Here is a 23,470-nt window from a genome sequence, read left to right on the forward strand (position 1 = left end):
CGGGACCAAGGGGAGGAGCCTGTATGGGTCCCGTCCGTCGCGCGACGATCACCGCGGTCGCGCTCACCACCGTCATCGCCGGCGCCGCGCCGGCCGCCGCCGAACCACCGGCCGCCACACCGGTGACCGTCACCGTTGACACCGCGCACCCGTCCGGCCGGCTGCCGGCGGACTTCGTCGGGCTCTCGTTCGAGATGCGCGAGCTCGGCATCGGCAACATCGACCCCGCCAAGGGCAACCTGGCCGCGCTGCTGCGCACGCTGGGCCCCAGCAACGTCCGCTTCTCCGGCAACACCCTCGACCGCGACACGCTGTGGCTGCCGCGCGGCCAGCAGCCGCCCGACCCGCTGCCCGAGTGGGTCAAGCACATGGTCACGCCGGCCGACATCGAGCGGCTCGACCGCTTCCTGCGCGCCACCGGCTGGCGGGCCGAGGTCGGCATCAACGTGGGCCGGTGGGATCCGGTCGCGGCCGCCGACCAGGCGCGCGAGATGTTCCGGATCCTGCGCCACCGGCTCGTCGCGGTCGAGTGCGGCAACGAGCCCGACCAGTGGGCGATGCGCGGATACCGGTCGGCCGGCTACGCGTACGCCGACTACAGGGCCGACTGGGAGGCGTGTGCCGCGGCCGCCGGCAACCAGCGGATCGCCGGCCCGGACACCGCCTCGCCGAGCTCGTCGTGGGCCACCACTCTGGCCCGCGAGGAGCGCGGCAACGGGCTGACGATGCTCATGATCCACCAGTACAGCATGGATCCGACCGGCACGATCGCCCGGCTGCTGTCGCCGCAGACCAACGCCGCGCAGCGCTCGGCCGTCTCCACCAACCTCGCCGCCGCCAAGGAAAACGGCCTGCCGATCCGCGTCGACGAGACCAATTCGGCGTGGGGCGGCGGCATCGACGGGGTCAGCAACACGCACGCCTCGGCGCTGTGGGCGCTCGACTACAGCCTCCAGATGGCGCAGCTCGGACTCGACGGCGTCAACTTCCACGGCGGCCTCGGCGTGTGCGGCAAACCCATCTGGAACGGCCGGTGGCAGCTCTACACGCCGATGTGCGCGGCGGACACGGCGGGCGAGGCGGCCCAGCGATACCGGGCGATGCCCATCTTCTACGGGCTGTGGCTGGCCCGGCGGATGGGTCCGGGCCGCTTCCTGCCCGTGGCCCTCGCCACCGACCGCAACGTCAACGCGTACGCCGTCCGCGGCGACGACGGGCGGCTGCGGATCGCGATGATCCAGAAGGAGGACCCGTCGACCGGCCCGGTCCGCCTCGACCTCGCCGTGGGCCGGGGCGGCGGCACCGCGCAGGTGCTCCGCCTCACCGGCAGCGGGCTCGCGGCGGCGGACACCACCGTGCAGGGCGGGGTGGTCGACGACAGCGGCCGGCTGGCGCCGGGCCGGGCCGAACGGGTCCGCGTCCGTGACGGCCGCCTCGGCGTCGACCTGCCGGCGGGCAGCGCGGTGCTGATCACGGTCGACTGCTAGGCCGTGCTGGGTCGCCTCGCCGCCGTGGGAGGCGAGGCGACCCAAGGGGGCGGTCTGCATTGGTTGGCAGAAGATCAGAAGATTGTCCCGGGTCCGCGTCAGCGGAGGACCGCCGCTCCCGCCGGAGACCGCGCAGGCCGGCGGCTCGCGGAGCGAGCCGAAATCCCCGGCCTCCGCTGCCGGCTCCGCGGGACAAGCCCCGAGGATGGCGCACAAACTTCGCTAGCCGCGGCCGACCAGCGCGTCGGGGGTCGGGTGGATCCCGGCCGCGAACGCGACGAGCTCCGCCTCCGCTAGCCCGATCTCGGACTGGACGACGAGTGTGCGGCCGTCACCGAGGTCGACCGAGAGGGCAGACGCGGTGACCCAGCCGGCCCGCGTCCCGACCGCGATCGGGCGGCCGCTCGGCGTCACCTCAGCGGTGTCCGACAGCAAAACGGTGAGGTTGCCGGCGAAGCCGTGGCTCGGCGGGTTGCCCTCCGGGCGGAACGACACGGCGGCGAGGTTTACCACGTCGGGCACGATGCCGGGCGGCACCGTCTCGAACGTGAACGGCCACCGCACCGGCACCGCACCCGGCGCGAGTCCGGCGGCGTAGCCGGTCAGGTCGTCGCGGGACAGGTGCGGGTCGGCCGCCACCCGCAGCCACCGTCCGTCCGCCTCCTGCCAGGTGAGCGTGGAGCCGTCGGGCCCGACCTCCAGCGCCGCCTTCCGCTCGCGCACCGCCGCGCCGTACGACTTCGGCGCGGACGGGGCGGGCCGCTCGCGGGTGACCGAGACGGTGAGCCAGCGTTCCGGGTCGCCGCCGCGGTACCGCAGGCCGGGCTCGCCGGCGGAGAGTTCCGCGATCGGCTCGCCGTAGCTCGGCAGCGGCACCGTCGGCGTGAACGGGAACGGCGGCGCGGCGGCCACCGCCGCCGGGGCGGATGCCGCGACGACGTCCACAGTGGATCCTGACTCGGGCGACCACAGCCGCGTCGCGGCCGGCACCGCCAGCAGCACCGCCGCGGCCGCCACCGCGGCACCCGCCGCCTGCACGCGGAGCCGGGCTTGGCGGGCCCGGCCGCGGACCGCGTGGGCGAGGCCGGCGGGCTCGCCGACCGCGGCGGCCCGGTCGGTGAGCGTCACGCGGACGAGGTGCTCGATGTCATCCACTGCGAGCCTCCGTGGTGAGGTCCTCGGACAGCCGCGCCCGCAGCGCGCCGAGCGCGCGGAAGGCGTGCACGCGCACGGTCGACGGGGCGCAGCCGACGAGGTCCGCGATCTCCGGGTCGGGCAGGTCGAGGTAGTACCGCAGCACCAGCACCGCCCGCTGCACCCGGGGCAACGTGCCGAGCAGCTCCCACATCTCGTCGCGCACCGCCACCTGCTCGGCCATCAGACGCGGGTCGGCGTGCTCCGGCACCTCCGCCACGACCGCCTCGGTGCTGGCGCGGCGGCGGCGCCACGACAGGTACTGGTGCAGGATCGCCCGGCGCACGTACGCCTCCGGCGGCTCGGTGCGCGCGATCCGGCCCCACCGGCGGTACATCTTGGCCAGCACCTCCTGGAGGATGTCCTCCGCCAGGTGCCGGTCGCCGCACATGAGGTAGCCGAACCGCAGCAGCGCCGGGCCGCGTGCGGTCACGAATTCGTCGAACGAGATCATCGCCCTCCCCACGTGTACACGTGTTCGGGCGCCCGATCCGTTTCAATCCGCAGGTCAGCGTGATCATGGCGACTCCGGGATGGGGTCGTCGTACGAGCCGGCCGGCCCCTGGTAGAGCCGCCCGTCGCGCAGCGGCCACCCCCACGCGACGCAGCCGTGCAGGCCGAGCGTCTGCTGCTGCATCACCGGCGCGGGCCGGCCTCGGCCGGGGCACTTCTCGTGGCCGTGGCCGAGCCGGTGGCCCACCTCGTGGTTGACCAGGTACTCGCGGTAGTCGTCGAGGGGAGCGCCATACCGCGGTACGCCGTGCACCCACCGCGCCACGTTGATGATCACGCGCTCGCCGTTGCGGCACGAGGTGTACCCGTCGTCACCGGGGCAGTACTCGTCGCGGGTACGCGGGGTGGTGAGGTAGACGGTGAAGTCGTACGGCGAGCCGTTGCCGACCCGCTGGAGCCGCCAACGCCCGTCGCCGGTCCAGCTTCGCGGGTCGGCGAGCGTGCGGGTCACCTCGGCCGCGAAGGCGTCCGGCGTGATGTTCTCGATGCCCCGCTCGACCGCCACGCGATACCGCATCAGCTGGCCGGACCGCCCCGCCACACCTCCACCGCCCGCGGCGAAGCGGTAGGTACCCTCGCCCCGGTCCGGGTAGGCGATCTCGGGTGGTGGCGGCTTCTCCGTCGGGCTGGGCGTCGGGGACGGCGTGGCCGACGTCGGGGGCGGTGTGGCCGGTGCCGCGGAGGGGATCGCCCGCTCCGGCATCCCGGCGCGCAAGACCAGCGCCCCCGCCAGTACCGCCCCGCACGCCGCCACGACCACCGCGATCCGTACACCCCGCATACCTTGATCACGACGCGGGAGCGGCGGCGCGTTTCAGTCTTCGAAGAATCCGACGACCGCCTCCAGGAAGCGGTCAGGCTCGGCGACGTGCACGCGGTGGCCGGCCGGGATCGTGACGAGCCGCCCGCCGGGCAGCCGCGCGGCGAACTCGTACATCGTGCGGTGTGGCAGGTGGCTGGCCGGGCCGCCGGAGATGACCAAGGTGGGCACGGTGACCTCGTCGGCCCGTATCCACCACTCCGGATCGGGCGCGTTGAGCTGCTTGACGATGGCCGGCCGCACGTCGAAGTCGTACGACAGCGGACCCTCCGGCCGCGCCGGCACGGGCAGCGCCAGCGGCACCGGCGGCGGCGTCTCCTCCAGCACCAGCCGGCTCACCCGCTCCGCGTGGTCGAGGGTGAGCAGGTAGGCGACGAAACCGCCCATCGAGTGCCCGACGAACGAGGCCCGCGCCAGCCCGAGCTCGTCCATCAGCGCGAGCACGTCGTCACGCATCAGCTCCAGCGTGTACTCGCCGGGCCACTCGCTCTTGCCGTGACCGCGCAGGTCGGGCGCGTGCACGTGCCACACCTCGCCCAGGGCGGCACCGACACCCTCCCAGGTGGAGGAGTCGCTGCCACCGCCGTGCAGGAGGATGACCGGGTCGCTCCCGGGTTGGCTGTCGGGCGAGCCCCAGCTTCGGTGGTGCAACAGCACGCGCCCCAACCTAGCTCAGAAGTCGTCGTCGAAGCCGACAGTTCCGGTCACGCCGACCTGGTATGCGGAGACGCGGCGCTCGAAGAAGTTCGACAGCTCCTGCACGTCCTGGAGTTCCATGAAGGCGAACGGGTTGGTCGAGCCGTACCTCGGCGGGAGGCCGAGCTGGGCGAGCCGCCGGTCGGCGACGTGTTCGAGGTAGGCGCGCATGTCCGTCGACGACAGGCCCGGCACACCCTGCCCGAGCAGGTCTTCGGCGAACCGCGCCTCGCACTCCACCGCCTCGGCGAGCATGTCCGTCACCTGTGCGGCCATCCTGTCGTCGAAGAGGTCCGGCTCCTCGCGGCGCACGGTCTCCACGACGTCGAACGCGAACGCCATGTGCATCGACTCGTCGCGGAACACCCAGTTGGTGCCGGAGGCGAGGCCGTGCAACAGCCCGCGCGAGCGCAGGAAGTACACGTACGCGAAGGCGCCGTAGAAGAACAGCCCTTCGATGCACGCGGCGAAGCAGACGAGGTTGAGCAGGAACGCCCGGCGCTCGTCCCGTGTGGACAGTCGCCGGAGGTCGAAGACGGAGTCGATCCAGCGGAAGCAGAACTCGGCCTTGCGCCGGATCGATGGGATGTTCTCGACCGCGGCGAACGCCTCGTTCCGCTCGGTCTCGTCGGGCACGTAGGTGTCGAGCAGGTTGAGGTAGAACTGCACGTGCACCGCCTCTTCGAAGAGCTGGCGGGAGAGGTACAGGCGCCCCTCGGGCGAGTTGACGTGCTGGTAGAGGTTGAGCACGAGGTTGTTGGCCACGATCGTGTCTCCGGTGGCGAAGAACGCGACGAGCCGGCTCACCAGGTGGCGCTCGGCGGAGGAGAGCTTGGCCAGATCGGACAGATCACTGTGGAGGTCGATCTCCTCGACCGTCCACGTGTTCTTGATGGCGTCGCGAAAGCGGTCGAAGAAACGCGGGTAGCGCATCGGCCGCAGCGTCAGGTCCATTCCGGGGTCGAGCAACATCACTGGCACGCCTCACAGGATTCGGGGTTTTCGAGGTCGCAGGCCTCGGCCTTGACGGAGACCGTGGCGAGCTGGATGCGGGTGGCCGGCCGGGAGCGCAGGTAGTACGTCGTCTTGAGGCCGGACTTCCAGGCGTACAGGTACATCGAGGAGAGCTTGCCGATCGTCGGCGCCGCCATGAAGAGGTTGAGCGACTGCGACTGGTCCACATAGGGCGCTCGCGCGGCGGCGACGTCGATGAGCGCCCGCTGCGGCAGCTCCCACGCCGTGCGGAAGAGCACCCGCACGTCCTCCGGCAGGGCCGCGACGCCCTGCACCGAGCCGTCCGCCCGCTTGATCTCGGCGCGGATCGGCTCCGTCCACAGTCCACGGTCCTTCAGCTCGCGTACCAGATAGGTGTTGATCTGAAGGAACTCCCCGGACAGCGTCTCCCGCTTGAACACGTTCGACACCTGCGGCTCGACGCACTCGTAGCAGCCGGCGATCGACGCGATGGTCGCGGTCGGCGCGATCGCGACGAGCAGCGAGTTGCGCAAGCCGTGCGCGGCGACCCGCTCCCGCAGCGCCGCCCACCGCGCCGTCTGGGTCGGCTCGACGCCCCACAGGTCGGGCTGGAGGTCGCCGCCGGCGGCGCGGGTCTGCGGGTAGGCCGGATGCGGTCCCGCCTCCTCGGCCAGGCCGGCGGAGGTCTCCAGCGCGGTCAGGTAGATGTCTTCGGCGATCCGGGTGGAGAGCTCGCGCGCCTCGGGCGAGTCGAACGGCAGCCGCAGCGCGAAGAACACGTCCTGGAGCCCCATCACGCCCAGCCCGACCGGCCGCCACCGCGGGTTGGAGGCGGCCGCCTCGGCGCTCGGGTAGTAGTTGATGTCGATCACCCGGTCGAGGAAGACCACCGCCGTGCGCACGGTCGCCCGCAGCCGCTCCCAGTCGATCCCGCCGCCGGTCAGGTGGGCCGCCAGGTTGACCGAGCCGAGGTTGCACACCGCGGTCTCGCCGTCGCTGGACACCTCGACGATCTCGGTGCAGAGATTGGAGAGGTGCACCACGTTGCTGGGCGCACCGGTCTGGTTGGACAGCCGGTTGGACGCGTCCTTGAACGTCATCCACCCGTTGCCGGTCTGCGCCAGTGTGCGCATCATCCGGCCGTACAGGTCGCGGGCCTTGACCGTCCTGACGGCCTTCTTCTCCGCGACGCGGTACGCCTCGTCGAACTCCTCGCCCCACAGGTCCGGCAGGTCCGGCGCGTCGCTCGGATCGACCAGCGACCAGTCACCGTCCGCCTCGACCCGGCGCATGAACTCGTCCGGGATCCAGTTGGCCAGGTTGAGGTTGTGGGTGCGCCGCGCGTCCTCGCCGGTGTTGTCGCGCAGCTGGAGGAAGTCTTCGATGTCGGGGTGCCACGGCTCCAGGTAGACGCAGGCCGCGCCCTTGCGGCGGCCGCCCTGGTTGACCGCCGCCACGCTCGCGTCGAGCGTGCGCAGAAACGGCACGATGCCGTTCGACAGGCCGTTGGTGCCGCGGATCAGCGCACCCCGGCCGCGGACCCGGGTCCACGAGATGCCGATCCCGCCGGCGAACTTCGACAGCTTCGCCACCTGCGCGTACCGCTCGTAGATCGAGTCCAGCTCGTCGCGCGGCGAGTCGACCAGGAAGCACGACGACATCTGCGTGTGCGCGGTGCCGGAGTTGAACAGCGTCGGCGAGCTGGGCAGGTACGCCAGCGACGACATCAGTCGGTAGAACCCGATGGCCTCCGCCGGGGTGCGGGACAGGCCGCACGCCACCCGCAGCAGCCAGTACTGCGGCGTCTCGATGACCAGGCGGGTCCGCGGGTGGCGCAGCAGGTACCGGTCGGCGACCGTGCGCAGGCCGAAGTACTCGAACCGGCGGTCGCCCTCCGCGTCGACCGCGTCGTCGAGCTTGCGCGCGTTGGCGGCCACGAACGCGGCCGTCCCGTCGCCGATCAGCCCTTCCGCGTGCCCCAGCCGGATCGCCTGGCTGAAGCTCGCGATCCCTTGCCCCCGCACCTCCTTGTCGAGGTAGCCGCCGAGCAGCCGGGCGGCGAGGCGGGAGTACTGCGGCTCCTCGCCGATCAGCTCGGCCGCCGTCTGGATCGACAGCCGGTCCAGCTCGGCGGTGGTGGCGCCGTCGTACAGGCCGCCGATCGTGCGGGTCGCCACCCGCATCGCGTCGACGTCCGGCAGCCCGCCCGCGTGGCGCCGCACCGCCCGGACGATCTTGTTGACGTCGACCGGCTCGGCCGCGCCGTCGCGCTTGCGGACCAGCATCTGGGCGCGCGGAAGCGCCTCGATGACCGTCACTCTCTTCCCCCTGTCTCCCTCGCGGCAGCGGTCCGGCCGCCGCGCGGTCAACACCATATGTAGTGGGTCGGCGAGAGTCACGCACTAGATATCGTGTGGCGTGTCGTGATCCGGGTCACGCTACGGTCATCGGATGGTCGATCCTTCCGTCAAGACCTCCGCCGGACTGGTCCGGGGGAGCGGCGGCACGTTCAAGGGCATCCCGTACGCGGCGGCGCCCGACGGCCCGCTCCGCTTCCGCGCGCCCGCACCGCCCGAGCCGTGGGACGGCGTGCGCGAGTGCGTCACGTTCGCCGCGCCGCAGCCCCAGCCGGCGCCGGCCCCCGGCGTGCCGTCGATCTGGCGGCCGTCGTCGCGGCCGCGCGACCCGCTGTCGCTCAACGTGTGGAGCCCCGACCTCGGCGCCGCCCGGTTGCCGGTCATGGTGTGGATACACGGCGGCCGCTGGAAGATCGGCTCGCCGGCCACCCCGCAGTACGACGCCACCACGCTCGCCGGCGCCGGCGTCGTCGTGGTCACGCTCGACTACCGGCTGGGCTTCGAGGGCTTCGGCCACCTGCCCGGCCATCCCGACAACCGCGGGCTGCGCGACCAGATCGCCGCGCTGGAGTGGGTGCGGCACAACATCGCGGCCTTCGGCGGCGACCCGGACAACGTCACGGTCTTCGGCCAGTCGGCCGGCGCGGCGTCCGCGGTCCTGGTGGCGGCGGCGTCCGGCCTCTGCCGCCGGGTGATCGCCCAGAGCATCCCCCGCGGCTACCACTCCATGGTGGAGGCCGAACGCGTGACGGCCGCTCTCACGGCCGCGGTGGGCGACCCGGCGGCGCTGTCGCCGGCGGCGCTCGTGGACGTGCCCGACGCGGTACTGGGCGGCCCCGGCGTCGGCTACTACGGCCCGGTGATCGACGGCGACGTGGTGGCCGGCCCGCCGTGGGAGGTCGTGCCGGCGTCGGTCGACCTCGTCTGCGGCTACACCCACGAGGAGTTTCGCGGCCTGGGCATCCCGATCCCGTCGCCGTTGGACATCCCGGCGGTCGCGGCTCGCCTGGGTGTGGACGCCGCCGGGTACCGCGCCGCGACGGACGCCGACGTCTTCGCCGAGATGGTGTCCGACGCCCTGATGCGCATCCCGACCACCCGGACGGCCGAGGCACACGCGACCGCCGGCGGCCGGACCTGGCTGTACGACTTCGCCTGGCAGGGCCCGATGGGCGCCGCGCACGGGGTGGACGTCCCGTTCACGTTCGGCAACGCGGACAGCCGCTACGCCGCCCGCCTGATCGGCTCCCCACCCCCGGCCGACTTCGCCGACCTCTCCGCCCGCCTCCGCACGTCATGGACGACCTTCGCCGCGACCGGCGACCCCGGCTGGCCCCGCTTCGACACCGCGGGCCGCCACACCCACGTCTGGGCGGCATAGGCTCGGTGGGTGGCGATCATCGAGATTCGTACCTACCGGCTCGTGCCGGGTACGCGTGACGACTTTCTCCGGGTGATGCGGGAGGTGGCGCTGCCGCTGCTCGGGGAGCACGGCATCAGCGTGGTCCGGTTCGGGCCCTCGCTCGTCGACGAGGAAGGCCACGAGGAGGCATACCTCGTGCGGCGCTTCGCGTCGGTCGAGGAGCGGGCCGCGTTGGAGGACGCGTTCTACGGCGGCGACGCGTGGCACAAGGGGCCGCGGGAAGACGTCGTGTCGCGCATCGAGACGTACCACACGATCGTGATCGACGTGCCTGACGCGGTGGCCGACCTGCTCTACCAGCCGCTCTGACCCGTGGGCGGCTTTCGGTCGATCACGGCCTTCGTTCCCGAAGAGGCCAGCACGCTCGGGCTGGGGCTCCTCTCGTCGGTCTTCGGCGACCGCCGGCACCTGGGGCTGCCGGGGTTCGACATCACGTTCTGCACCGACCGCCCGGGGAGCGTGACGACCGACGTCGGGCTGCGGCTGGCGGTCGAGCACGGCGTCGAGCGGCTGGCGGACGGCGACCTGGTGCTGTTGCTGCCGGGTGACTCGTTTCGGGGTGAGCCGTCAGCCGAGGTGCTCGCGGCGATCCGGGCCGCGTACGCGCGCGGCGCGATCGTCGCCAGCCACTGCGTGGGCTCGTGGATCCTCGCGGCGACCGGGCTGCTCGACGGGCTGCGCGCGACGACGCACTGGCGGTTGGCGGCGGAGTTCGCGGCGCGCTACCCGAAGGTGCGGGTCGAGCCCGGCGTGCTCTACGTCGACGAGGGGCGACTCGTCACCGGGGCCGGCGCGGGCGCCGGCACCGACCTCTACCTGCACCTTGTGCGCCGCGAGCACGGTGCCGCCGTGGCCAACGCGATCGCCCGCGACATCGTCGTGCCACCACATCGGGACGGCGGGCAGGCGCAGTACATCGAGGTGCCGGTCCCGGAGAGCGGCGACGACGCGCGGCTCGCGGCGGCGCTGGAGTGGGCGGCGGGTGAGCTGCACCGCACCGTGCCGGTCGAGGAACTCGCGGCGCGGGCGCTGATGAGCCCGCGCACGTTCGCGCGGCGCTTCAAGGCGGCGACCGGCACCACGCCGCACGCGTGGCTGCTGCGCCAGCGGCTGGCGCGGGCGGAGGCGCTGCTGGAGGAGACCTCACTGTCCATAGAGGAGGTGGCGCGGCGGGTCGGATACGCGAGCGCCACCGTCCTCAGAGAACAGTTCCTCAAGCACCGCGGCGTGCCACCCCGCGAGTACCGCCGCGCCTTCGCCGCGCGCTAGCTCTCTAACGGAGGAGGGAGCGGGCCGTCGGGCTAAGGCGGAGGCTCTCCAGCGGTTTGGCCAGCCAGCCCTCCAGCGCCGGCACCGCGGGCGGCGCCTCGTCGCGGGTGAACCAGACGAACACGTGCTCGCCGGTGCGCACGGGCAGCGCGGGGAAGGTGTTTTCCGCGTACTCGGTCTCGAAGGAGGCGATGACCGGCGTGATCGGTGCGACCTCGGCCGCGAAGAAGTCGCGGAAGTCCTGGGTCACCGGCTCCGGCAGGTACGCGATAGACGCGGTGAGCAGCGAGTCAGTCTCTTGTGGACGGCGCTCGGTGGGCAGCTCCCACACCGGGCCGGCGGGACGGAGCAGCAGCACGTTGTCTGAGTCGATCATCGTGGCGTTGGCCGCGTCGCGGTGGGCCTGCCAGACCGGGCCGCCGTAGAAGGCTTGCAGCGACGCGGCTCGCCGCGCCATGTCGGGGAAGCTGCGCACCCAGACGAAACGATCGGGCCGGTCCTCGTCGCGAAACTGCCCGTCGATCCGCATGCCGGTGGCCTCCTGGCCCTCGACGAACTCGCGGTCGAAGAGCTCGACGAGCACCTCGCGCTTGCCGGGCCACAGGGTGTACTGCCGCAGCTCGTAGATCATGTCCGTCCTGTCTGGAAAGCGGGTCCGTGCCCCGGCACGACGATGTCGACGGTACCGGCGACGCGACGCCGCCCCGCGTGCAGCGCCGCGAGATCGGTGGCGTGGCGGTCGCCGACCGAGTCGGCGGTGTTCCACAGGTGGGTGAAGGCGACCACCCCGTCGGCGGTGCCCACGAGCGTGGTGATGTCTTCCGGCGTGTGGCCGGGTGTGCGGATCAGCCGGATCGAGGGCGTGAGCTCGTACCCCTCCGCGTCCCGCCACTCCCACCGGTCACCGGAGTAGATCGCCCAGTGGTCGTGGAAGCGGGCGGCCGGAAACAGCGCCGCGTTGAGCGTGTGGTCGGGGTGGTGATGGCTGAACACGACGTCGGTCACCTCCTCGGGCGCCACGCCGAGGGCGCGAAGCGGGTCGAGAATCAGGCGGCGGTCGCGCACCATGCCCGGGTCGGTCACCACGAGCGTGTCGCCGTCGCGCACGAAGCCGACTGTGGCGGCCACCTCGCGCTCGCCGTACCCGGTGTGGAGGATCGCGTAGGTGGCCGTGGCGGCCCGTGGCCGGTCACCGGTCATCGGCCCAGCCTGCCCGCCGGACGCCGGCCCCGACAGTGGCAGGACTGACCACTATCACGGTAATTCTGCCACTGCGGCGATGATCGACAAACCGCGTTCTTCGAGGTGCTCCACTGCCGCCTTCAGGCCATTTTGTCGCCTTCTTGCAGGCCAGCGGGGCGCTCGACTGGAGCTAGAGACCTTTCGGGGTGGAAGTGTTCGGCTGGTCCCGCTCACCCCTTTTCGCCCGGCTCTCCTGGCGCGAGCTCGATCCACCCCCGCCGGTTGCGCAGGCGCGACCAACGGCGGACGGGTGAGGCCGCGGGAAACGCACCCCAAGAAAACGCTCCGCTGCGCTCCACGTTTCCCCGGGGCCCCGCGCAGCGGTCTGGACCACGACGGAGGTCGCGGCAGCTCGAATCTCTGTCTAACTAAATAGGGGGTCGAAGCCACCCCGACCCCGACAGGTCTCTAGGTATACCTAGACGTACCTATGCGGTCCGCGGCGGCCGTCTAAGGCATCCCGGGGCCGGCGTAAGGCTCCGGGGCCGCCAAGATAGGTAAGCGCTCCCGATGTGGTCGCTCCCTTACCGGCCGAAGATTGACTCATCAGCGGATACGGGGAACCACAAAGGGAGACAGAACAATGTTGATGCATCCGGACCTCATCCTGGCCCAGGCGAACGACCGCCAGCGCGAGCTGATCGCCGAGGCCGACCGCGAGCGACTGCTCGCCGTCGCCCGGCTGGCCCGCCGCGGCCGCCGAGCCCGTCACAAGGCGCCGGTCCGTGGGCAGCCGAGGGTAATGCCAGCCCGGTGAAGATCGGGGGTGAACGCGAGCCGCGCCTGAGGGCGCGGCTCGCGTCGTCGTGCCGTCCGGGGGACTTTTTGCCGTGCGAGCGAAAGTACGGTACGGGGCGCTGGAAAGTATGGACACATCTAGCTAGACGAATTAATGTGACGGCCACGACACAGCTGTTTCGCCGAGGTAGCCGACGGCGCGGTTAGCTCACCAGCGCGGTCATCCAGCCCGGGTGTCCGCGCCGAGCATCTCACCGGCACGAGCCCCCACGCTCGGGTCGGCCCACCGCCCACGGCATCTGGCGCGACGGCGCGCGCCCTTGCCTGGCAAAGGTCAGGAGAGGGAACCCACCGCCATGTCCATCCTGGACTTTCGGCGCCGCCCCGCGCCGCCGATCCCGCGCGCCCTGAGGCACCGCCGGGCACGCACCGCCAGCACCGCTCTACTCCTCGTCGCGGCGGGTACGACGATCGTCACCGCCACACCCGCGCAGGCGCATCCCATCAACGCGGCCGACTTCCAGCGGGTGACGCTGGCCAGCGGCGTCGGCGAGGTGGGCGAGCCGATGACGCTCGCCGTACTGCCTGACCGCTCAGTCATCCACACCGCCCGCAACGGCACCGTGCGCCGCACCGACGCGGCCGGCAACACCACCGTGATCGGCACCATCCCGGTCTACTCGCACGACGAGGAAGGCCTGCAAGGTGTCGGCGTCGACCCCGGCTTCGCCACCAACCGGTTCATCTACCTGTACTACGCGCCGCCGCTGTCCACACCGGCCGGTGACGCGCCCGCGACCGGCACCGCCGCCACGTGGGCGACCTGGCAGGGGGTCAACCGGCTGTCGCGGTTCACGCTCAACAGCAACAACACCATCAACATGGCCAGCCAGGTGAACGTGCTGGACGTGCCGGCCGACCGGGGCATGTGCTGCCACGTGGGCGGCGACATCGACTTCGACGCGGCGGGCAACCTCTACTTGTCCACCGGGGACGACAGCAACCCGTTCGACTCGGCGGGCTACGCGCCGCTGGACGAGCGGACCGAGCGCAACCCGGTCTTCGACGCGCAGCGTTCCGCGGGCAACACCAACGACCTGCGCGGCAAGCTCCTGCGCATCAAGGTGAACGCCAACGGCACGTACTCGATCCCGGCCGGCAACCTCTTCGCGCCCGGCACGCCCAACACCCGGCCCGAGATCTACGCGATGGGCTTCCGCAACCCGTTCCGGATCGGGGTGGACAAGGCGACCGGCGTGGTCTACGTCGGCGACTACGGCCCGGACGCCGGCACGACCAGCGCGACGCGCGGGCCGAGCGGGCAGGTGGAGTTCAACCGGGTCGCCTCGGCGGGCAACTACGGCTGGCCGTACTGCACCGGCTCCAACAGCAGCACCGAGACGTACAACGAGTGGAACTTCGCGACCAACGCGACCGGGCCCAAGTTCAACTGCACGGGCGGCCCGACCAACAACTCGTTCCGCAACACCGGCCAGGGCACGCTCCCGGCCGCCCGCCCGGCCTGGATCCGGTACGCGGGCGACGCCGGCTCGCCGCCCGAGTTCGGTGGCGGCTCGGAGTCGCCGATGGCCGGCCCGGTCTACCGGTACGACGCGGCGAACCCCTCCACGACGAAGTTCCCGGCCGGGTTCGACGGGCAGTTCTTCGCCGGCGAGTTCGGGCGGCGCTGGATCAAACCGATCCATGTGAGCGGGAGCGGGGCGATCGAGGGGATCGAGACGTTCCCGTGGACCGGTACCCAGGTGATGGACCTGGCGTTCGGCCCGGACGGCGCCCTCTACGTCCTGGACTACGGCACCGGCTGGTTCGGCGGCGACGCCAACTCGGCGCTGTACCGCTACGACTTCGTCGGCGTCGGTGGCAACCGCGCGCCGATCGCGAACGCGACCGCCAACCCCACGTCGGGCGCGGCGCCGCTGACCGTGCAGTTCTCGTCGGCGGGTTCGTCCGATCCGGACGGTAGCGCGATCACCTACTCGTGGGCGTTCGGCGACGGCACGACCTCGACGGCGGCCAACCCGAGCAAGACCTACAGCACGAACGGCACGTACACCGCGACGCTCACCGTCCGCGACCCGCAGGGCGCGACCGGCTCCGACAGCGTCACGATCAGCGTCGGCAACACCCCGCCCCGGGTGACGATCAGCGCGCCGGCCAACGGCCAGCTCTTCTCCTTCGGCGACACGGTGCCGTTCACCATCTCCGTGGCCGACACCGAGGACGGTGCGATCAGCTGCGCGCGGGTCAAGATGACGTACGTGCTCGGCCACGACAGCCACGGCCACCAGATCACGTCGCAGAACGGGTGCACCGGCTCGATCACGATCCCGGTCGACGGTGAGCACGACGACGCGGCCAACATCTTCGGCATATTCGACGCCGAGTACACCGACAACGGCGGGCTCACCACGCACACGCAGCACGTGCTCCAGCCGCGCAAGCGGCAGGCCGAGCACTTCAAGACGATGTCCGGCATCGGCACACACGCCAAGGCGACGGCCGAGGGCGGGTACACGGTCGGCAGCATCGACAACGGCGACTGGATCGCGTTCGACCCGTACCGTATCGCCAACGCCACCTCGTTCACCGCGCGGGTTTCCTCCGCCGGCGCCGGGGGCACGTTGCAGGTGCGGGCCGGCTCGCCGACGGGCACGGTGCTCGGCTCCGCCACGGTGACACCCACGGGGAGCTGGGAGACCTTCACGACCGTCAACGGCACGATCAGCAACCCGCCGGCCGGGACCACCACGCTGTACCTGACGTTCGCCGGCGGGGCGGGCGCACTGTTCGATGTGGACTCGTTCACGTTCGTGACCGGCGGCACCGGTGGTGGCGGCCGGATCACCGGCCTGGGCGGCAAGTGCCTGGACGTGCGCGGCGGCGCCACCGCGGACGGCACCCAGATCCAGATCCTGACCTGTAACAACAGCGCCGCGCAGACGTGGACCCGCAGCGCGCAGACGCTGCGCGCGCTCGGCAAGTGCCTGGACGTCTCGGGCGCGGGCACGGCCGACGGCACGAAGATCCAGCTGTGGACCTGCAACGGGACCGGCGCGCAGAACTGGGTGCCGCAGGCCAACGGCACGCTCGTGAACGCGAACTCGAACAAGTGCCTCGACGTGCTCAACGGAAGCACGGCCGACAACACGGTGGTGCAGCTGAGAACGTGCACCGGCGCCGCCAACCAGCAGTGGACCCTTTAGGAGGGACGATGCGTAGAACCCCCATCGCGTTGGCGACCGTGGTCTTCGCGGTCCTCGCCTGCACCGCCCCGGCGACCCCCGTCGCGGCGAACCCGGCCGACGCACCCTACGACGTGCTGGTCTTCTCCAAGACGGCCGGCTTCCGGCACGACTCGATTCCACAAGGGATCCAGGCGATCCGCGACCTGGGGGCGGCCAACGCCTTCACGGTCACCGCGACCGAGGACGCCGCCGCGTTCACCACCGGCAACCTCGCGCAGTACGAGGCGGTGGTCTTCCTCTCCACCACCGGCGACGTGCTGAACGCCGCGCAGCAGACGGCGTTCGAGCAGTACATCGCCACCGGCAAGGGCTACGTCGGCGTGCACGCCGCCGCCGACACCGAGTACGACTGGCCGTTCTACGGCAACCTGGTGGGCGGCTACTTCGCCTCGCACCCGGCCATCCAGCAGGCCAACATCCGGGTGGAAAACCGCGGCCACGCGGCCACCGGGCACCTGCCGCAGACCTGGACCCGCACCGACGAGTGGTACAACTACCGCACCAACCCGCGTACCAGCGCGCGGGTGCTGGCCAACCTCGACGAGTCCTCGTACTCGGGCGGTGGCATGGGCGCCGACCACCCGATCACGTGGTGCAAGACGTTCGGCGGCGGGCGCTCGTTCTACACCGGGCTCGGGCACACGCAGGCCAGCTACGGCGAGGCCAACTTCCGGGCGCACCTGCTCGGCGGCATCCGGTACGCGGCCGGCCGCTCGAAGGCCGACTGTCGGCCGGAGACCGGCTACACCACGCTCTACAATGGATCGACGGCCGGCTGGTCGCAGGCCGGGCCGGGCAGCTTCACCAACTCCGACGCCACGCTCACCTCCGTCGGGGGCATGGGCCTTTTCTGGTACAGCCAGCGGCAGTACACCTCGTACTCGCTGAAGCTGGACTGGCGGGTCGCGGGCGACGACAACTCGGGCATCTTCGTCGGCTTCCCCGCCTCCACCGATCCCAACTCGGCGGTCAGCAACGGATACGAGATCCAGATCGACCCGACCGACGCGGCCGACCGTACCACCGGCGCGATCTACGGCTTCAAGTCGGCCGACCTCGCGGCCCGCGACGCGGCGCTCAACCGGGCGGGGGAGTGGAACACGTACGAGATCCTCGTCGAGGGCCAGCGGATCCAGGTCTTCCTCAACGGGGTGCGGATCAACGACTTCACCAACACCGACCCGGCCCGCAACCTGGACGGCTACATCGGCATACAGAACCACGGCACGGGTGACGACGTCTCGTTCCGCAACATCCGGATCAAAGACCTCGGCGGGCCTCCGGTCGGCGGTGACGTGACCGTGCAGGCCGAGTCGTTCAGCGCGCAGAGCGGCGTGCAGGCGGTCGGCAAGACCGGAGCCAACAACGGGCAGACGCTCGGCTTCATCGAGCCGGGCGACTGGGCCGCGTACAACAACGTGAACGTCGGCGGCGCCACCTCGCTGCGGGCGCGCGTGGTCTCCGGCGGACCGGGCGGCACGCTCCAGGTGCGCACCGGCTCGACCACCGGGCCGATCCTCGGCTCGGTCGCGGTGCCGAACACGGGCGGCTGGAACACGTTCGCCACCGTCAACACCACACTGTCCAATGTGCCGGCCGGCAACGCGAACGTGTACCTGACGTTCACCGGCAGCGGCAGCGGGCTCTTCGACGTCGACGACTTCACGTTCGTCAAGTCGAGCGGCCCCGTCCCGGGCGGCGCGATCGTCGGCCTCGGCGGCAAGTGCCTCGACGTGCGCGGCGGCGGTACTGCCGACGGCACCCAGATGCAGATCCTGACGTGCAACGGCGGCACGTCGCAGGCGTTCACCCGGACCGGGCAGACGCTGCGGGCGCTGGGCAAGTGCCTGGACGTCTCCGGTGCGGGCTCGGCCGACGGCACGAAGATCCAGCTGTGGACCTGCAACGGCACCGGCGCGCAGAACTGGGCACCGCAGGCGAACGGCACGCTCGTCAACACCAACTCCAACAAGTGTCTCGACATCGCCGGCGGCAGCACGACCGACGGCACCGTCGTGCACCTCTGGACCTGCGGGACCGCCGCCAGCCAGCGGTGGACGATCCCGAGCTGAGCTTTCCGCACCCACCACAGGGACGGCCGCCGCAGCGTCGCGGCGGCCGTCCCCCACTTCGTGGAGACCGGCGACGCCGCGAGCAACGGCGTGGGCCCGCCCTGACCTTCCGCACGCCACGCGCGCCCGCCGGCGCAGGACCACAGCGGATGCGAGCTACCGCGATGCCCGTCGTGGTCCAGACCGTTGCTCCCGCGGCCTCACCCTCCGCGCTTTGTCGCGCTCACCCCGGGCCGCCGGTCTCGGAAGGCGCCGGCCTCGCGCACACATACGGAGCGGTGATTTCGGGTCGTGGTTGCCGGGGCGTCTTAGGGTGTGGGCTTATGCGTGGTGGCTTTCGGGTGGTCACGACCGCCTTCCTGGCTCTGGTGCTGGTCGGTGCCTGCTCGTCCGACCCGCCCGAGCGGCCGCCGGGCGGTGCGCGGGCCGAGGCGCCGGTGCCGCAGGACGTCATCGACCCGGCTCCGCCGCCGAGCGCGGTGCCGCCCGAGCCGGCCTGCGACCCGCGTGCGAGTCTCCGCCCCGCCGGCGCGCTGCCCCCGTTCGGGCGGATGCCCGCTGGTTCCACGATGGACAAAATTTTGGCGCGTGGCCGGCTGATCGCGGGGGTCGACCAAAACAACTACCTCTTCGGGTTTCGCGACCCGACCACCAGGCGGCTTGAGGGCTTCGACATCGACCTTGTGCGCGAGGTGGCGAAGGCCATCTTCGGTGACCCGGAGCGCGTGCAGTACGTGGTGGTCACCCAGGCGCAGCGGCTCACCGCCGTCAACGGGCAGGTCGACCTGGTGGCCAACTCGATGACCATCACGTGCTCGCGGCGCGAGCAGGTCGAGTTCTCCACCAACTATCTCGACTCCGGGCAGCGGGTGCTCGTGCCGGAGACCTCCACCGCCAAGGGCATCCAGGATCTCGGCGGCAAGCGGGTGTGCGCGGCCGCCAACACCACCTCGATCCAGGCGATCATCGACGCGCCCGCCAAGCCGGTGCCGGTCGCCGCGGTCGACTGGACGGACTGCCTCGTGCTGCTCCAGCAGGGCCAGGTCGACGCCATCTCCACCACCGACAACGTGCTGGCCGGCCTCGCCGCGCAGGACCCGACCACGAAGATCGTGGGGCCGCGGTTCAGCGACGAGCCGCACGGGTTGGCGTTCGCCCGGGGCGCCACCGACTTCGTCCGCTTCGTCAACGGCGTCTTCGACCGCCTCCGCGCCGACGGCGGCTGGATGCGCATCTACGACAGGTGGCTGAAGCCCACGCTGGGCCCGGTGGCGGCACCGCCCCCGGCCCGATACCGCGGCTGACCGGGTCTAAGGTCGCCTGGTGCGCATTCTTTTCGTGTCAGCGCCGCTGATCGGGCACCTTTTTCCGATGGTGCCGCTCGCCGTCGCCCTGCGCGAGGCGGGCCACGAGGTGCGGGTGGCGGCCGGCGGCGACGCGGCCGCCGCGCGTCCAGCCGGTCTCGAGGTCGACGACGTCGTGCCGGGCTTCGACTTCAGCCGCATCGCCCGCCGCGTGCTGCTGCGCCACCCGCTGATCGGCCGGGCCGAGCTGGCCGGCAAGGCCGGCACGAGGGGCGTGGCGCTCCTCTTCGGCGCGGTCAACGACCAGCTGCTCGACGGTGCCGTGCGGCTGGCCCGCGAGTGGTCACCAGACCTCGTGGTGTACGAGCCGCTGGCCGCCGCCGGCGCGCACGCGGCAGCCGAAGTGGGCGTCCCCGCGGTGCTGCACGGCAACACACTCTTCGACGAGGCCGAGCTGGTCCGCGTCACCACCGCCGCGATGCGCCACCAGCGGCCGGACGGGCTGCCCGCCGACCGGCTGGTGCTGAGCGTGGCCCCGCCCAGCCTGGTCGGGCCGCGGGAGGTGCGGCCGATGCGCTTCGTGTCGTACGGCGGCGAGGGTGAGCTCCCCGAGCTGCTCCGCGAGCCGCCGGAGGACGGCCGCCCGCGCGTGCTCGTCACCCACAGCACGGTGCCCGGCCCGGGCGGTGGCGACCTGATCGGCGCGGCGATCGCGGCGGCGTCCGGTGTGGACGCCGAGGTGGTGCTGGTCCGCCCCGATGCCACGCGCGACCTCCCGCCGAATGTGCGGGCGGTCGGCTGGACCCCGTTCGCCGAGGCGCTGCCCACCTGCGCCGGTGTGGTCCACCACGGCGGGGCGGGCACGCTGCTGGCCGCGCTGGCCGCCGGCGTGCCCCAGATCGTGGTGCCCGGTCCGGGAGACCGCCGCCGCAACGCCGAGCTTGTCGCGGCTCGGGGTGCCGGGCTGGCGGTCCCGGTGCGCCAGATCGACGCCGACGTCCTCCGCCGGCTGCTCACCGACGCGAAGCTGGCGGCCGCGGCGGCCGAGGTCCGCGACGAGATGGCCGGCCTGCCCCACCCGGCCGACCTGGTGCCCGACCTGACCTCCTGAGAGCACCGGCGATGAGGTCTTTCGCCGCGATGGCGGGCGGCCTAGTCTGAACACATGTTCAGAACGGATGTTCAGGACTACGACGTGGCGGTGCTCGGGGGCGGGCTCGCGGGCATGGCGACCGCGCTGCGGCTCCAGGCGGCGGGGCGTTCGACGGTCGTGCTGGAGGCGCACGGGCACGCGGGCGGCTGTGCCGGTTACTACCGGCGGCGGGGGTTCTCCTTCGACGTGGGGGCGACCACCCTCGTCGACTTCGAGCCGGGCGGGGTGGGGGCCGAGCTGCTCGACGCCACCGGCATGCCGCCGGTGCCGGGGGAGGCGTTGCCGGGTTACCGGGTGTGGCTGCCGGACCGCACCGTCACCCTGCACCGCGACCACGACGCCTGGCACGCCGAGCGGCTGCGCGTGTTCGGCGGCAGCGACCGCCACCTGCGTTTCTGGGCTTTGCTCGACCACCTGGCGAGCACCTTCTGGCGGGCGAGCCGGGCAGGCGTGCGGCTGCCGGTGCGTACCCCCGCCGACGCCTGGCGTGACCTGCGGGCGGTCGGCCTGCGCGGGCTGCCGGCCGGGCGGCACCTCAACGCCACGATGGGCGGGGCCCTGCGTCGCCACGGGCTGCGCGGCGACGTGCCGCTCGTGGCGCTGCTCTCGATGCTCGTCGAGGACACCGTGCACGGCACGGTCGACCGGGCGCCGCTCATCAACGCCGCACTCGGCATCACCATCCGGGGGGCCGGGCTGACCCGGGCGCACGGGGGGATGCGCGGTTTCTGGCGCCGGCTCGTCGCGCACTACCGTGGCATCGGCGGCCACCTGCGCACCGCGCACCGGGTCGCCCGGGTGACCGGCGCCGCCGGGGCCTTCCACGTGCACACCCAGCGCGGCACGGTGAGAGCGAGGCACGTGGTCAGCGCGCTGCCGGCGGCCACCACGGCGGCGCTCGACCCGAGCGTCGGGCGGCGGCTGGCGCCATACCTGGAGCGCGACGCCACAGCGCTCGGCGGGGCGGTCATGGTGTGCCTCGGCGTGCCCGAGTCCGAAGTGGACGGCCAGGCACTGACCCACCACCAGATCCTCGCCGGCTACGACGAGCCGCTCGGCGACGGCAACAACATGTTCGTGTCGGTCTCCGCTCCGGGCGACCTCGACAGCGCGCCGGCCGGCCACCGTGCGGTGATGCTGTCGACGCACACCGCGCTGCCGGCCTGGGAGGGGCTGGACGACGCCGAGCACGCGGCGCGCGCCAAGTGGGTCGGCGACCGGCTGGTCGATCTGGCGCGGCGGGCCTACCCGCGGCTGGGTGAGCGGCCCGTCGTCTACGAGGTGGGCACCCCGCGGGCCTACGAGCGCTTCGCCTTCCGGCCGGGCGGTGCGGTGGGCGGCGTGCGGCAGACCACGCGCAACAGCAACCAGCGCGCGGTGCCGCACGACATCGGGGTGCCCGGCTTCTGGCTCGTCGGCGACTCGACCTGGCCGGGGCTGGGCACCGTCGCATGTGTACTCGGGAGCCGGATCGTGACGGAGAAGATGACATGAAGCCCTCGCTCACACAGCTCGGCACCGATCTTCTGACGACCAGTGGGAGACAGCGTCGGATCGCGCTCTCCCGCCCGTTCATCGGGATGGTGGTCTTCGGGGTCGCGGCCTGGATGGGGTGGTGGTGGCTGACCCCCGTGGTGATGTTCGGGATCTTCGTGGCCGTCGTGACGGTGACCCACGACGTGGTGCACCGCGCGATCGGGCTGGGCCCGCGGGCGAGCGAGTGGGCGCTCCTGGCGCTGGGGTTGGTGCTGCTGGAGAGCGGGCACGCCTACCGCGTCACCCACCTCCAGCACCACCGCCTCTTCCCGCACGAGGACGACCCGGAGGGGTATCCGGCCAACCTCACCGCGCTCGGCGCGCTCGCCTACGGGCCGGTCTTCCTCGCCCGTCTCTGGTGGTGGGCGTGGCGGCGTTCGCCGGGCGACCGCGGGTGGCTCGCGGTGGAGGGCGCGGCGCCGTTCGTCGCGGTCGCCGCCGGCCTCGCGCTCCTACCCGCCACGCCGGCCGTCCTCGGGTACGCCGTGATGGCGATCGTGGGCAGCTGGGTCTACCCGCTGCTCACTGTCCACCTGCCGCATCGCCACTACGGCGACGACCCGCTCGACCAGACGCGCACGCTGCGCGGGCGGGTGATCCCGGCGATCTTCCTGGAGTTGACCTACCACCTCGAGCACCACCTCTACCCGCAGGTGCCGAGCCACCACCTGGCCCGGCTGTCGCGGCGGCTCGACCCGTTTCTCACCCGCTCCGGCGTCGTGCCGCGCCGGGTGATCTGATCGGAGACATGCCGCCGAAGACGCAGACCCGGGAGCGCGTGCTCAGCGCCGCCGTGAAGACGCTGGCCGAGCAGGGCTTCGCCGCCACCACCGCGCGGGCGATCGCGACCACCGGGGGGTTCGCGCCGGGCGTCATCTACTACCACTTCGACGACCTGGAGGACCTGCTCGTCGCGGCCATGCGGTACACGAGCGAGCAGCGGATCGCCCGGTACACGGAGCGGACCGCGGCCGTCGGCGGCTTCGCCGAGCTGGTCGAGACGTTGCGCGAGCTGTACACGGAGGACGCCGACACCGGCCACATCGCGGCTGTGCAGGAAATGGTCGCCGGTGCCAAGGGCTCGCCGAAGCTGGCCGCGCAGACGCTCGTGGAGGTGAATCGGTGGGAGGAGCTGGCCGCGGCGGTGCTCGGCCGGTTCGCAGCGGGCACCCCGATCGCGGCGCTGCTCCCGCTCCGCGAGCTGGCGACCGCGGCGGTCGCGTACTACATGGGCATCGAGACGCTCAGTCACCTCGACGGCGACCGTCACCGGCCGGAGGCGGTGTTCGCGGCGGCCAGTCGGGTAGCGGCGATGGCGGACACGTTCCGTAACCTTTCCGGTAGCTGAGCCAACGTTGACACCGCACAAAACGGAAGCGTTCAAGAACGGGAGCGCTTCCAAACACACCCCCTGTCCTGCGTCGA

20 protein-coding genes are annotated in these 23,470 nt (G+C 72.0%); 12 read left to right on the forward strand and 8 right to left on the reverse strand.

Going from position 1 to position 23,470, the window contains the following annotated elements:
* The first annotated feature begins 23 nt into the window (after positions 1-23).
* The gene (locus ACTMTJ_RS05515) at positions 24-1,487 is read left to right on the forward strand and encodes a glycosyl hydrolase family 79 C-terminal domain-containing protein (protein WP_441214975.1); all 1,464 of its coding nucleotides are present in this window, start codon (positions 24-26) and stop codon (positions 1,485-1,487) included.
* A gap of 222 nt (positions 1,488-1,709) precedes the next feature.
* Here the strand turns inward: ACTMTJ_RS05515 and ACTMTJ_RS05520 are convergent, their stop codons facing one another.
* The 6 genes from ACTMTJ_RS05520 to ACTMTJ_RS05545 all read right to left on the reverse strand — a co-directional run bounded on the left by ACTMTJ_RS05520 (position 1,710) and on the right by ACTMTJ_RS05545 (position 7,970).
* Positions 1,710-2,642, reverse strand: a complete 933-nt coding sequence (locus ACTMTJ_RS05520) for a hypothetical protein (protein ID WP_441214976.1) — start codon at positions 2,640-2,642, stop codon at positions 1,710-1,712.
* Positions 2,635-3,135 carry a SigE family RNA polymerase sigma factor gene (locus tag ACTMTJ_RS05525; RefSeq protein ID WP_441214977.1) on the reverse strand — a complete coding sequence of 167 codons (501 nt, stop codon included), beginning with the start codon at positions 3,133-3,135 and terminating at the stop codon, positions 2,635-2,637. Before ACTMTJ_RS05525 ends, ACTMTJ_RS05520 begins: the two co-directional genes overlap by 8 nt.
* A gap of 63 nt (positions 3,136-3,198) precedes the next feature.
* Positions 3,199-3,975 carry a DUF3152 domain-containing protein gene (locus ACTMTJ_RS05530; RefSeq protein WP_441214978.1) on the reverse strand — a complete coding sequence of 259 codons (777 nt, stop codon included), beginning with the start codon at positions 3,973-3,975 and terminating at the stop codon, positions 3,199-3,201.
* A gap of 33 nt (positions 3,976-4,008) precedes the next feature.
* Positions 4,009-4,671: an alpha/beta fold hydrolase gene (locus ACTMTJ_RS05535; RefSeq protein WP_441214979.1), complete on the reverse strand. Its 663-nt coding sequence runs from the start codon at positions 4,669-4,671 to the stop codon at positions 4,009-4,011.
* A gap of 15 nt (positions 4,672-4,686) precedes the next feature.
* Positions 4,687-5,682, reverse strand: a complete 996-nt coding sequence (locus ACTMTJ_RS05540; RefSeq protein ID WP_441215402.1) for a ribonucleotide-diphosphate reductase subunit beta — start codon at positions 5,680-5,682, stop codon at positions 4,687-4,689.
* A complete protein-coding gene (locus tag ACTMTJ_RS05545; RefSeq protein WP_441215403.1) occupies positions 5,682-7,970 on the reverse strand; it encodes a ribonucleoside-diphosphate reductase subunit alpha in 2,289 nt (762 codons plus the stop codon). Before ACTMTJ_RS05545 ends, ACTMTJ_RS05540 begins: the two co-directional genes overlap by 1 nt.
* 166 nt (positions 7,971-8,136) lie before the next feature.
* Between ACTMTJ_RS05545 and ACTMTJ_RS05550 the strand changes: the two genes are divergently transcribed.
* From ACTMTJ_RS05550 to ACTMTJ_RS05560, 3 genes are read left to right on the forward strand one after another with little or no spacing between them, the layout of a single operon-like run.
* Positions 8,137-9,423, forward strand: a complete 1,287-nt coding sequence (locus ACTMTJ_RS05550; RefSeq protein ID WP_441214980.1) for a carboxylesterase/lipase family protein — start codon at positions 8,137-8,139, stop codon at positions 9,421-9,423.
* Between the two features lie 9 nt (positions 9,424-9,432).
* A complete protein-coding gene (locus ACTMTJ_RS05555) occupies positions 9,433-9,774 on the forward strand; it encodes an NIPSNAP family protein (protein WP_441214981.1) in 342 nt (113 codons plus the stop codon).
* A gap of 3 nt (positions 9,775-9,777) precedes the next feature.
* Positions 9,778-10,734, forward strand: a complete 957-nt coding sequence (locus ACTMTJ_RS05560) for a GlxA family transcriptional regulator (RefSeq protein ID WP_441214982.1) — start codon at positions 9,778-9,780, stop codon at positions 10,732-10,734.
* 4 nt (positions 10,735-10,738) lie between these two features.
* On the opposite strand, the gene ACTMTJ_RS05565 is transcribed toward ACTMTJ_RS05560, so the two are convergent.
* On the reverse strand, positions 10,739-11,365 hold the full coding sequence (locus ACTMTJ_RS05565) for an NIPSNAP family protein (RefSeq protein ID WP_441214983.1): 627 nt from the start codon (positions 11,363-11,365) through the stop codon (positions 10,739-10,741).
* Positions 11,362-11,934, reverse strand: coding sequence for an MBL fold metallo-hydrolase (locus ACTMTJ_RS05570; protein ID WP_441214984.1), 573 nt, complete (start codon positions 11,932-11,934; stop codon positions 11,362-11,364). Before ACTMTJ_RS05570 ends, ACTMTJ_RS05565 begins: the two co-directional genes overlap by 4 nt.
* A 625-nt stretch (positions 11,935-12,559) precedes the next feature.
* On the opposite strand from ACTMTJ_RS05570, the gene ACTMTJ_RS05575 reads away from it, so the two are divergent.
* From ACTMTJ_RS05575 to ACTMTJ_RS05610, 8 genes are all read left to right on the forward strand, one after another.
* Positions 12,560-12,733, forward strand: a complete 174-nt coding sequence (locus ACTMTJ_RS05575; RefSeq protein WP_441214985.1) for a hypothetical protein — start codon at positions 12,560-12,562, stop codon at positions 12,731-12,733.
* A gap of 337 nt (positions 12,734-13,070) precedes the next feature.
* On the forward strand, positions 13,071-15,938 hold the full coding sequence (locus ACTMTJ_RS05580; protein ID WP_441214986.1) for a carbohydrate-binding protein: 2,868 nt from the start codon (positions 13,071-13,073) through the stop codon (positions 15,936-15,938).
* 8 nt (positions 15,939-15,946) lie between these two features.
* Positions 15,947-18,052, forward strand: a complete 2,106-nt coding sequence (locus ACTMTJ_RS05585) for a ThuA domain-containing protein (protein ID WP_441214987.1) — start codon at positions 15,947-15,949, stop codon at positions 18,050-18,052.
* A gap of 323 nt (positions 18,053-18,375) precedes the next feature.
* Positions 18,376-19,356, forward strand: coding sequence for a glutamate ABC transporter substrate-binding protein (locus ACTMTJ_RS05590; protein ID WP_441214988.1), 981 nt, complete (start codon positions 18,376-18,378; stop codon positions 19,354-19,356).
* A gap of 19 nt (positions 19,357-19,375) precedes the next feature.
* Positions 19,376-20,467 (forward strand): nucleotide disphospho-sugar-binding domain-containing protein, encoded by a 1,092-nt coding sequence (locus ACTMTJ_RS05595; protein ID WP_441214989.1) that lies wholly within the window; start codon positions 19,376-19,378, stop codon positions 20,465-20,467.
* A 54-nt stretch (positions 20,468-20,521) separates the two neighbouring features.
* Entirely contained in the window at positions 20,522-22,003 is a 1,482-nt protein-coding gene (locus ACTMTJ_RS05600; protein ID WP_441214990.1) for a phytoene desaturase family protein, read from the forward strand.
* Positions 22,000-22,785: a fatty acid desaturase gene (locus ACTMTJ_RS05605; RefSeq protein WP_441214991.1), complete on the forward strand. Its 786-nt coding sequence runs from the start codon at positions 22,000-22,002 to the stop codon at positions 22,783-22,785. Before ACTMTJ_RS05600 ends, ACTMTJ_RS05605 begins: the two co-directional genes overlap by 4 nt.
* An 8-nt stretch (positions 22,786-22,793) precedes the next feature.
* Positions 22,794-23,393: a TetR/AcrR family transcriptional regulator gene (locus ACTMTJ_RS05610; protein WP_441214992.1), complete on the forward strand. Its 600-nt coding sequence runs from the start codon at positions 22,794-22,796 to the stop codon at positions 23,391-23,393.
* Positions 23,394-23,470 lie beyond the last annotated feature (77 nt).

Origin of the sequence: Phytohabitans sp. LJ34 (assembly GCF_052068095.1) — a bacterium.
Classification (GTDB): domain Bacteria; phylum Actinomycetota; class Actinomycetes; order Mycobacteriales; family Micromonosporaceae; genus Phytohabitans.

Excerpts from the sequence above, each read along its gene's own strand:
- ACTMTJ_RS05515 (WP_441214975.1), top strand. The coding sequence starts at position 24 with ATGGGTCCCGTCCGTCGCGCGACGATCACCGCGGTCGCGCTCACCACC.
- ACTMTJ_RS05525 (WP_441214977.1), bottom strand. The coding sequence starts at position 3,135 with ATGATCTCGTTCGACGAATTCGTGACCGCACGCGGCCCGGCGCTGCTG.
- ACTMTJ_RS05530 (WP_441214978.1), bottom strand. The coding sequence starts at position 3,975 with ATGCGGGGTGTACGGATCGCGGTGGTCGTGGCGGCGTGCGGGGCGGTA.
- ACTMTJ_RS05540 (WP_441215402.1), bottom strand. The coding sequence starts at position 5,682 with ATGTTGCTCGACCCCGGAATGGACCTGACGCTGCGGCCGATGCGCTAC.
- ACTMTJ_RS05545 (WP_441215403.1), bottom strand. The coding sequence starts at position 7,970 with ATGCTGGTCCGCAAGCGCGACGGCGCGGCCGAGCCGGTCGACGTCAAC.
- ACTMTJ_RS05550 (WP_441214980.1), top strand. The coding sequence starts at position 8,137 with ATGGTCGATCCTTCCGTCAAGACCTCCGCCGGACTGGTCCGGGGGAGC.
- ACTMTJ_RS05565 (WP_441214983.1), bottom strand. The coding sequence starts at position 11,365 with ATGATCTACGAGCTGCGGCAGTACACCCTGTGGCCCGGCAAGCGCGAG.
- ACTMTJ_RS05570 (WP_441214984.1), bottom strand. The coding sequence starts at position 11,934 with ATGACCGGTGACCGGCCACGGGCCGCCACGGCCACCTACGCGATCCTC.
- ACTMTJ_RS05575 (WP_441214985.1), top strand. The coding sequence starts at position 12,560 with ATGTTGATGCATCCGGACCTCATCCTGGCCCAGGCGAACGACCGCCAG.
- ACTMTJ_RS05580 (WP_441214986.1), top strand. The coding sequence starts at position 13,071 with ATGTCCATCCTGGACTTTCGGCGCCGCCCCGCGCCGCCGATCCCGCGC.
- ACTMTJ_RS05585 (WP_441214987.1), top strand. The coding sequence starts at position 15,947 with ATGCGTAGAACCCCCATCGCGTTGGCGACCGTGGTCTTCGCGGTCCTC.
- ACTMTJ_RS05590 (WP_441214988.1), top strand. The coding sequence starts at position 18,376 with ATGCGTGGTGGCTTTCGGGTGGTCACGACCGCCTTCCTGGCTCTGGTG.
- ACTMTJ_RS05600 (WP_441214990.1), top strand. The coding sequence starts at position 20,522 with ATGTTCAGAACGGATGTTCAGGACTACGACGTGGCGGTGCTCGGGGGC.
- ACTMTJ_RS05605 (WP_441214991.1), top strand. The coding sequence starts at position 22,000 with ATGAAGCCCTCGCTCACACAGCTCGGCACCGATCTTCTGACGACCAGT.
- ACTMTJ_RS05610 (WP_441214992.1), top strand. The coding sequence starts at position 22,794 with ATGCCGCCGAAGACGCAGACCCGGGAGCGCGTGCTCAGCGCCGCCGTG.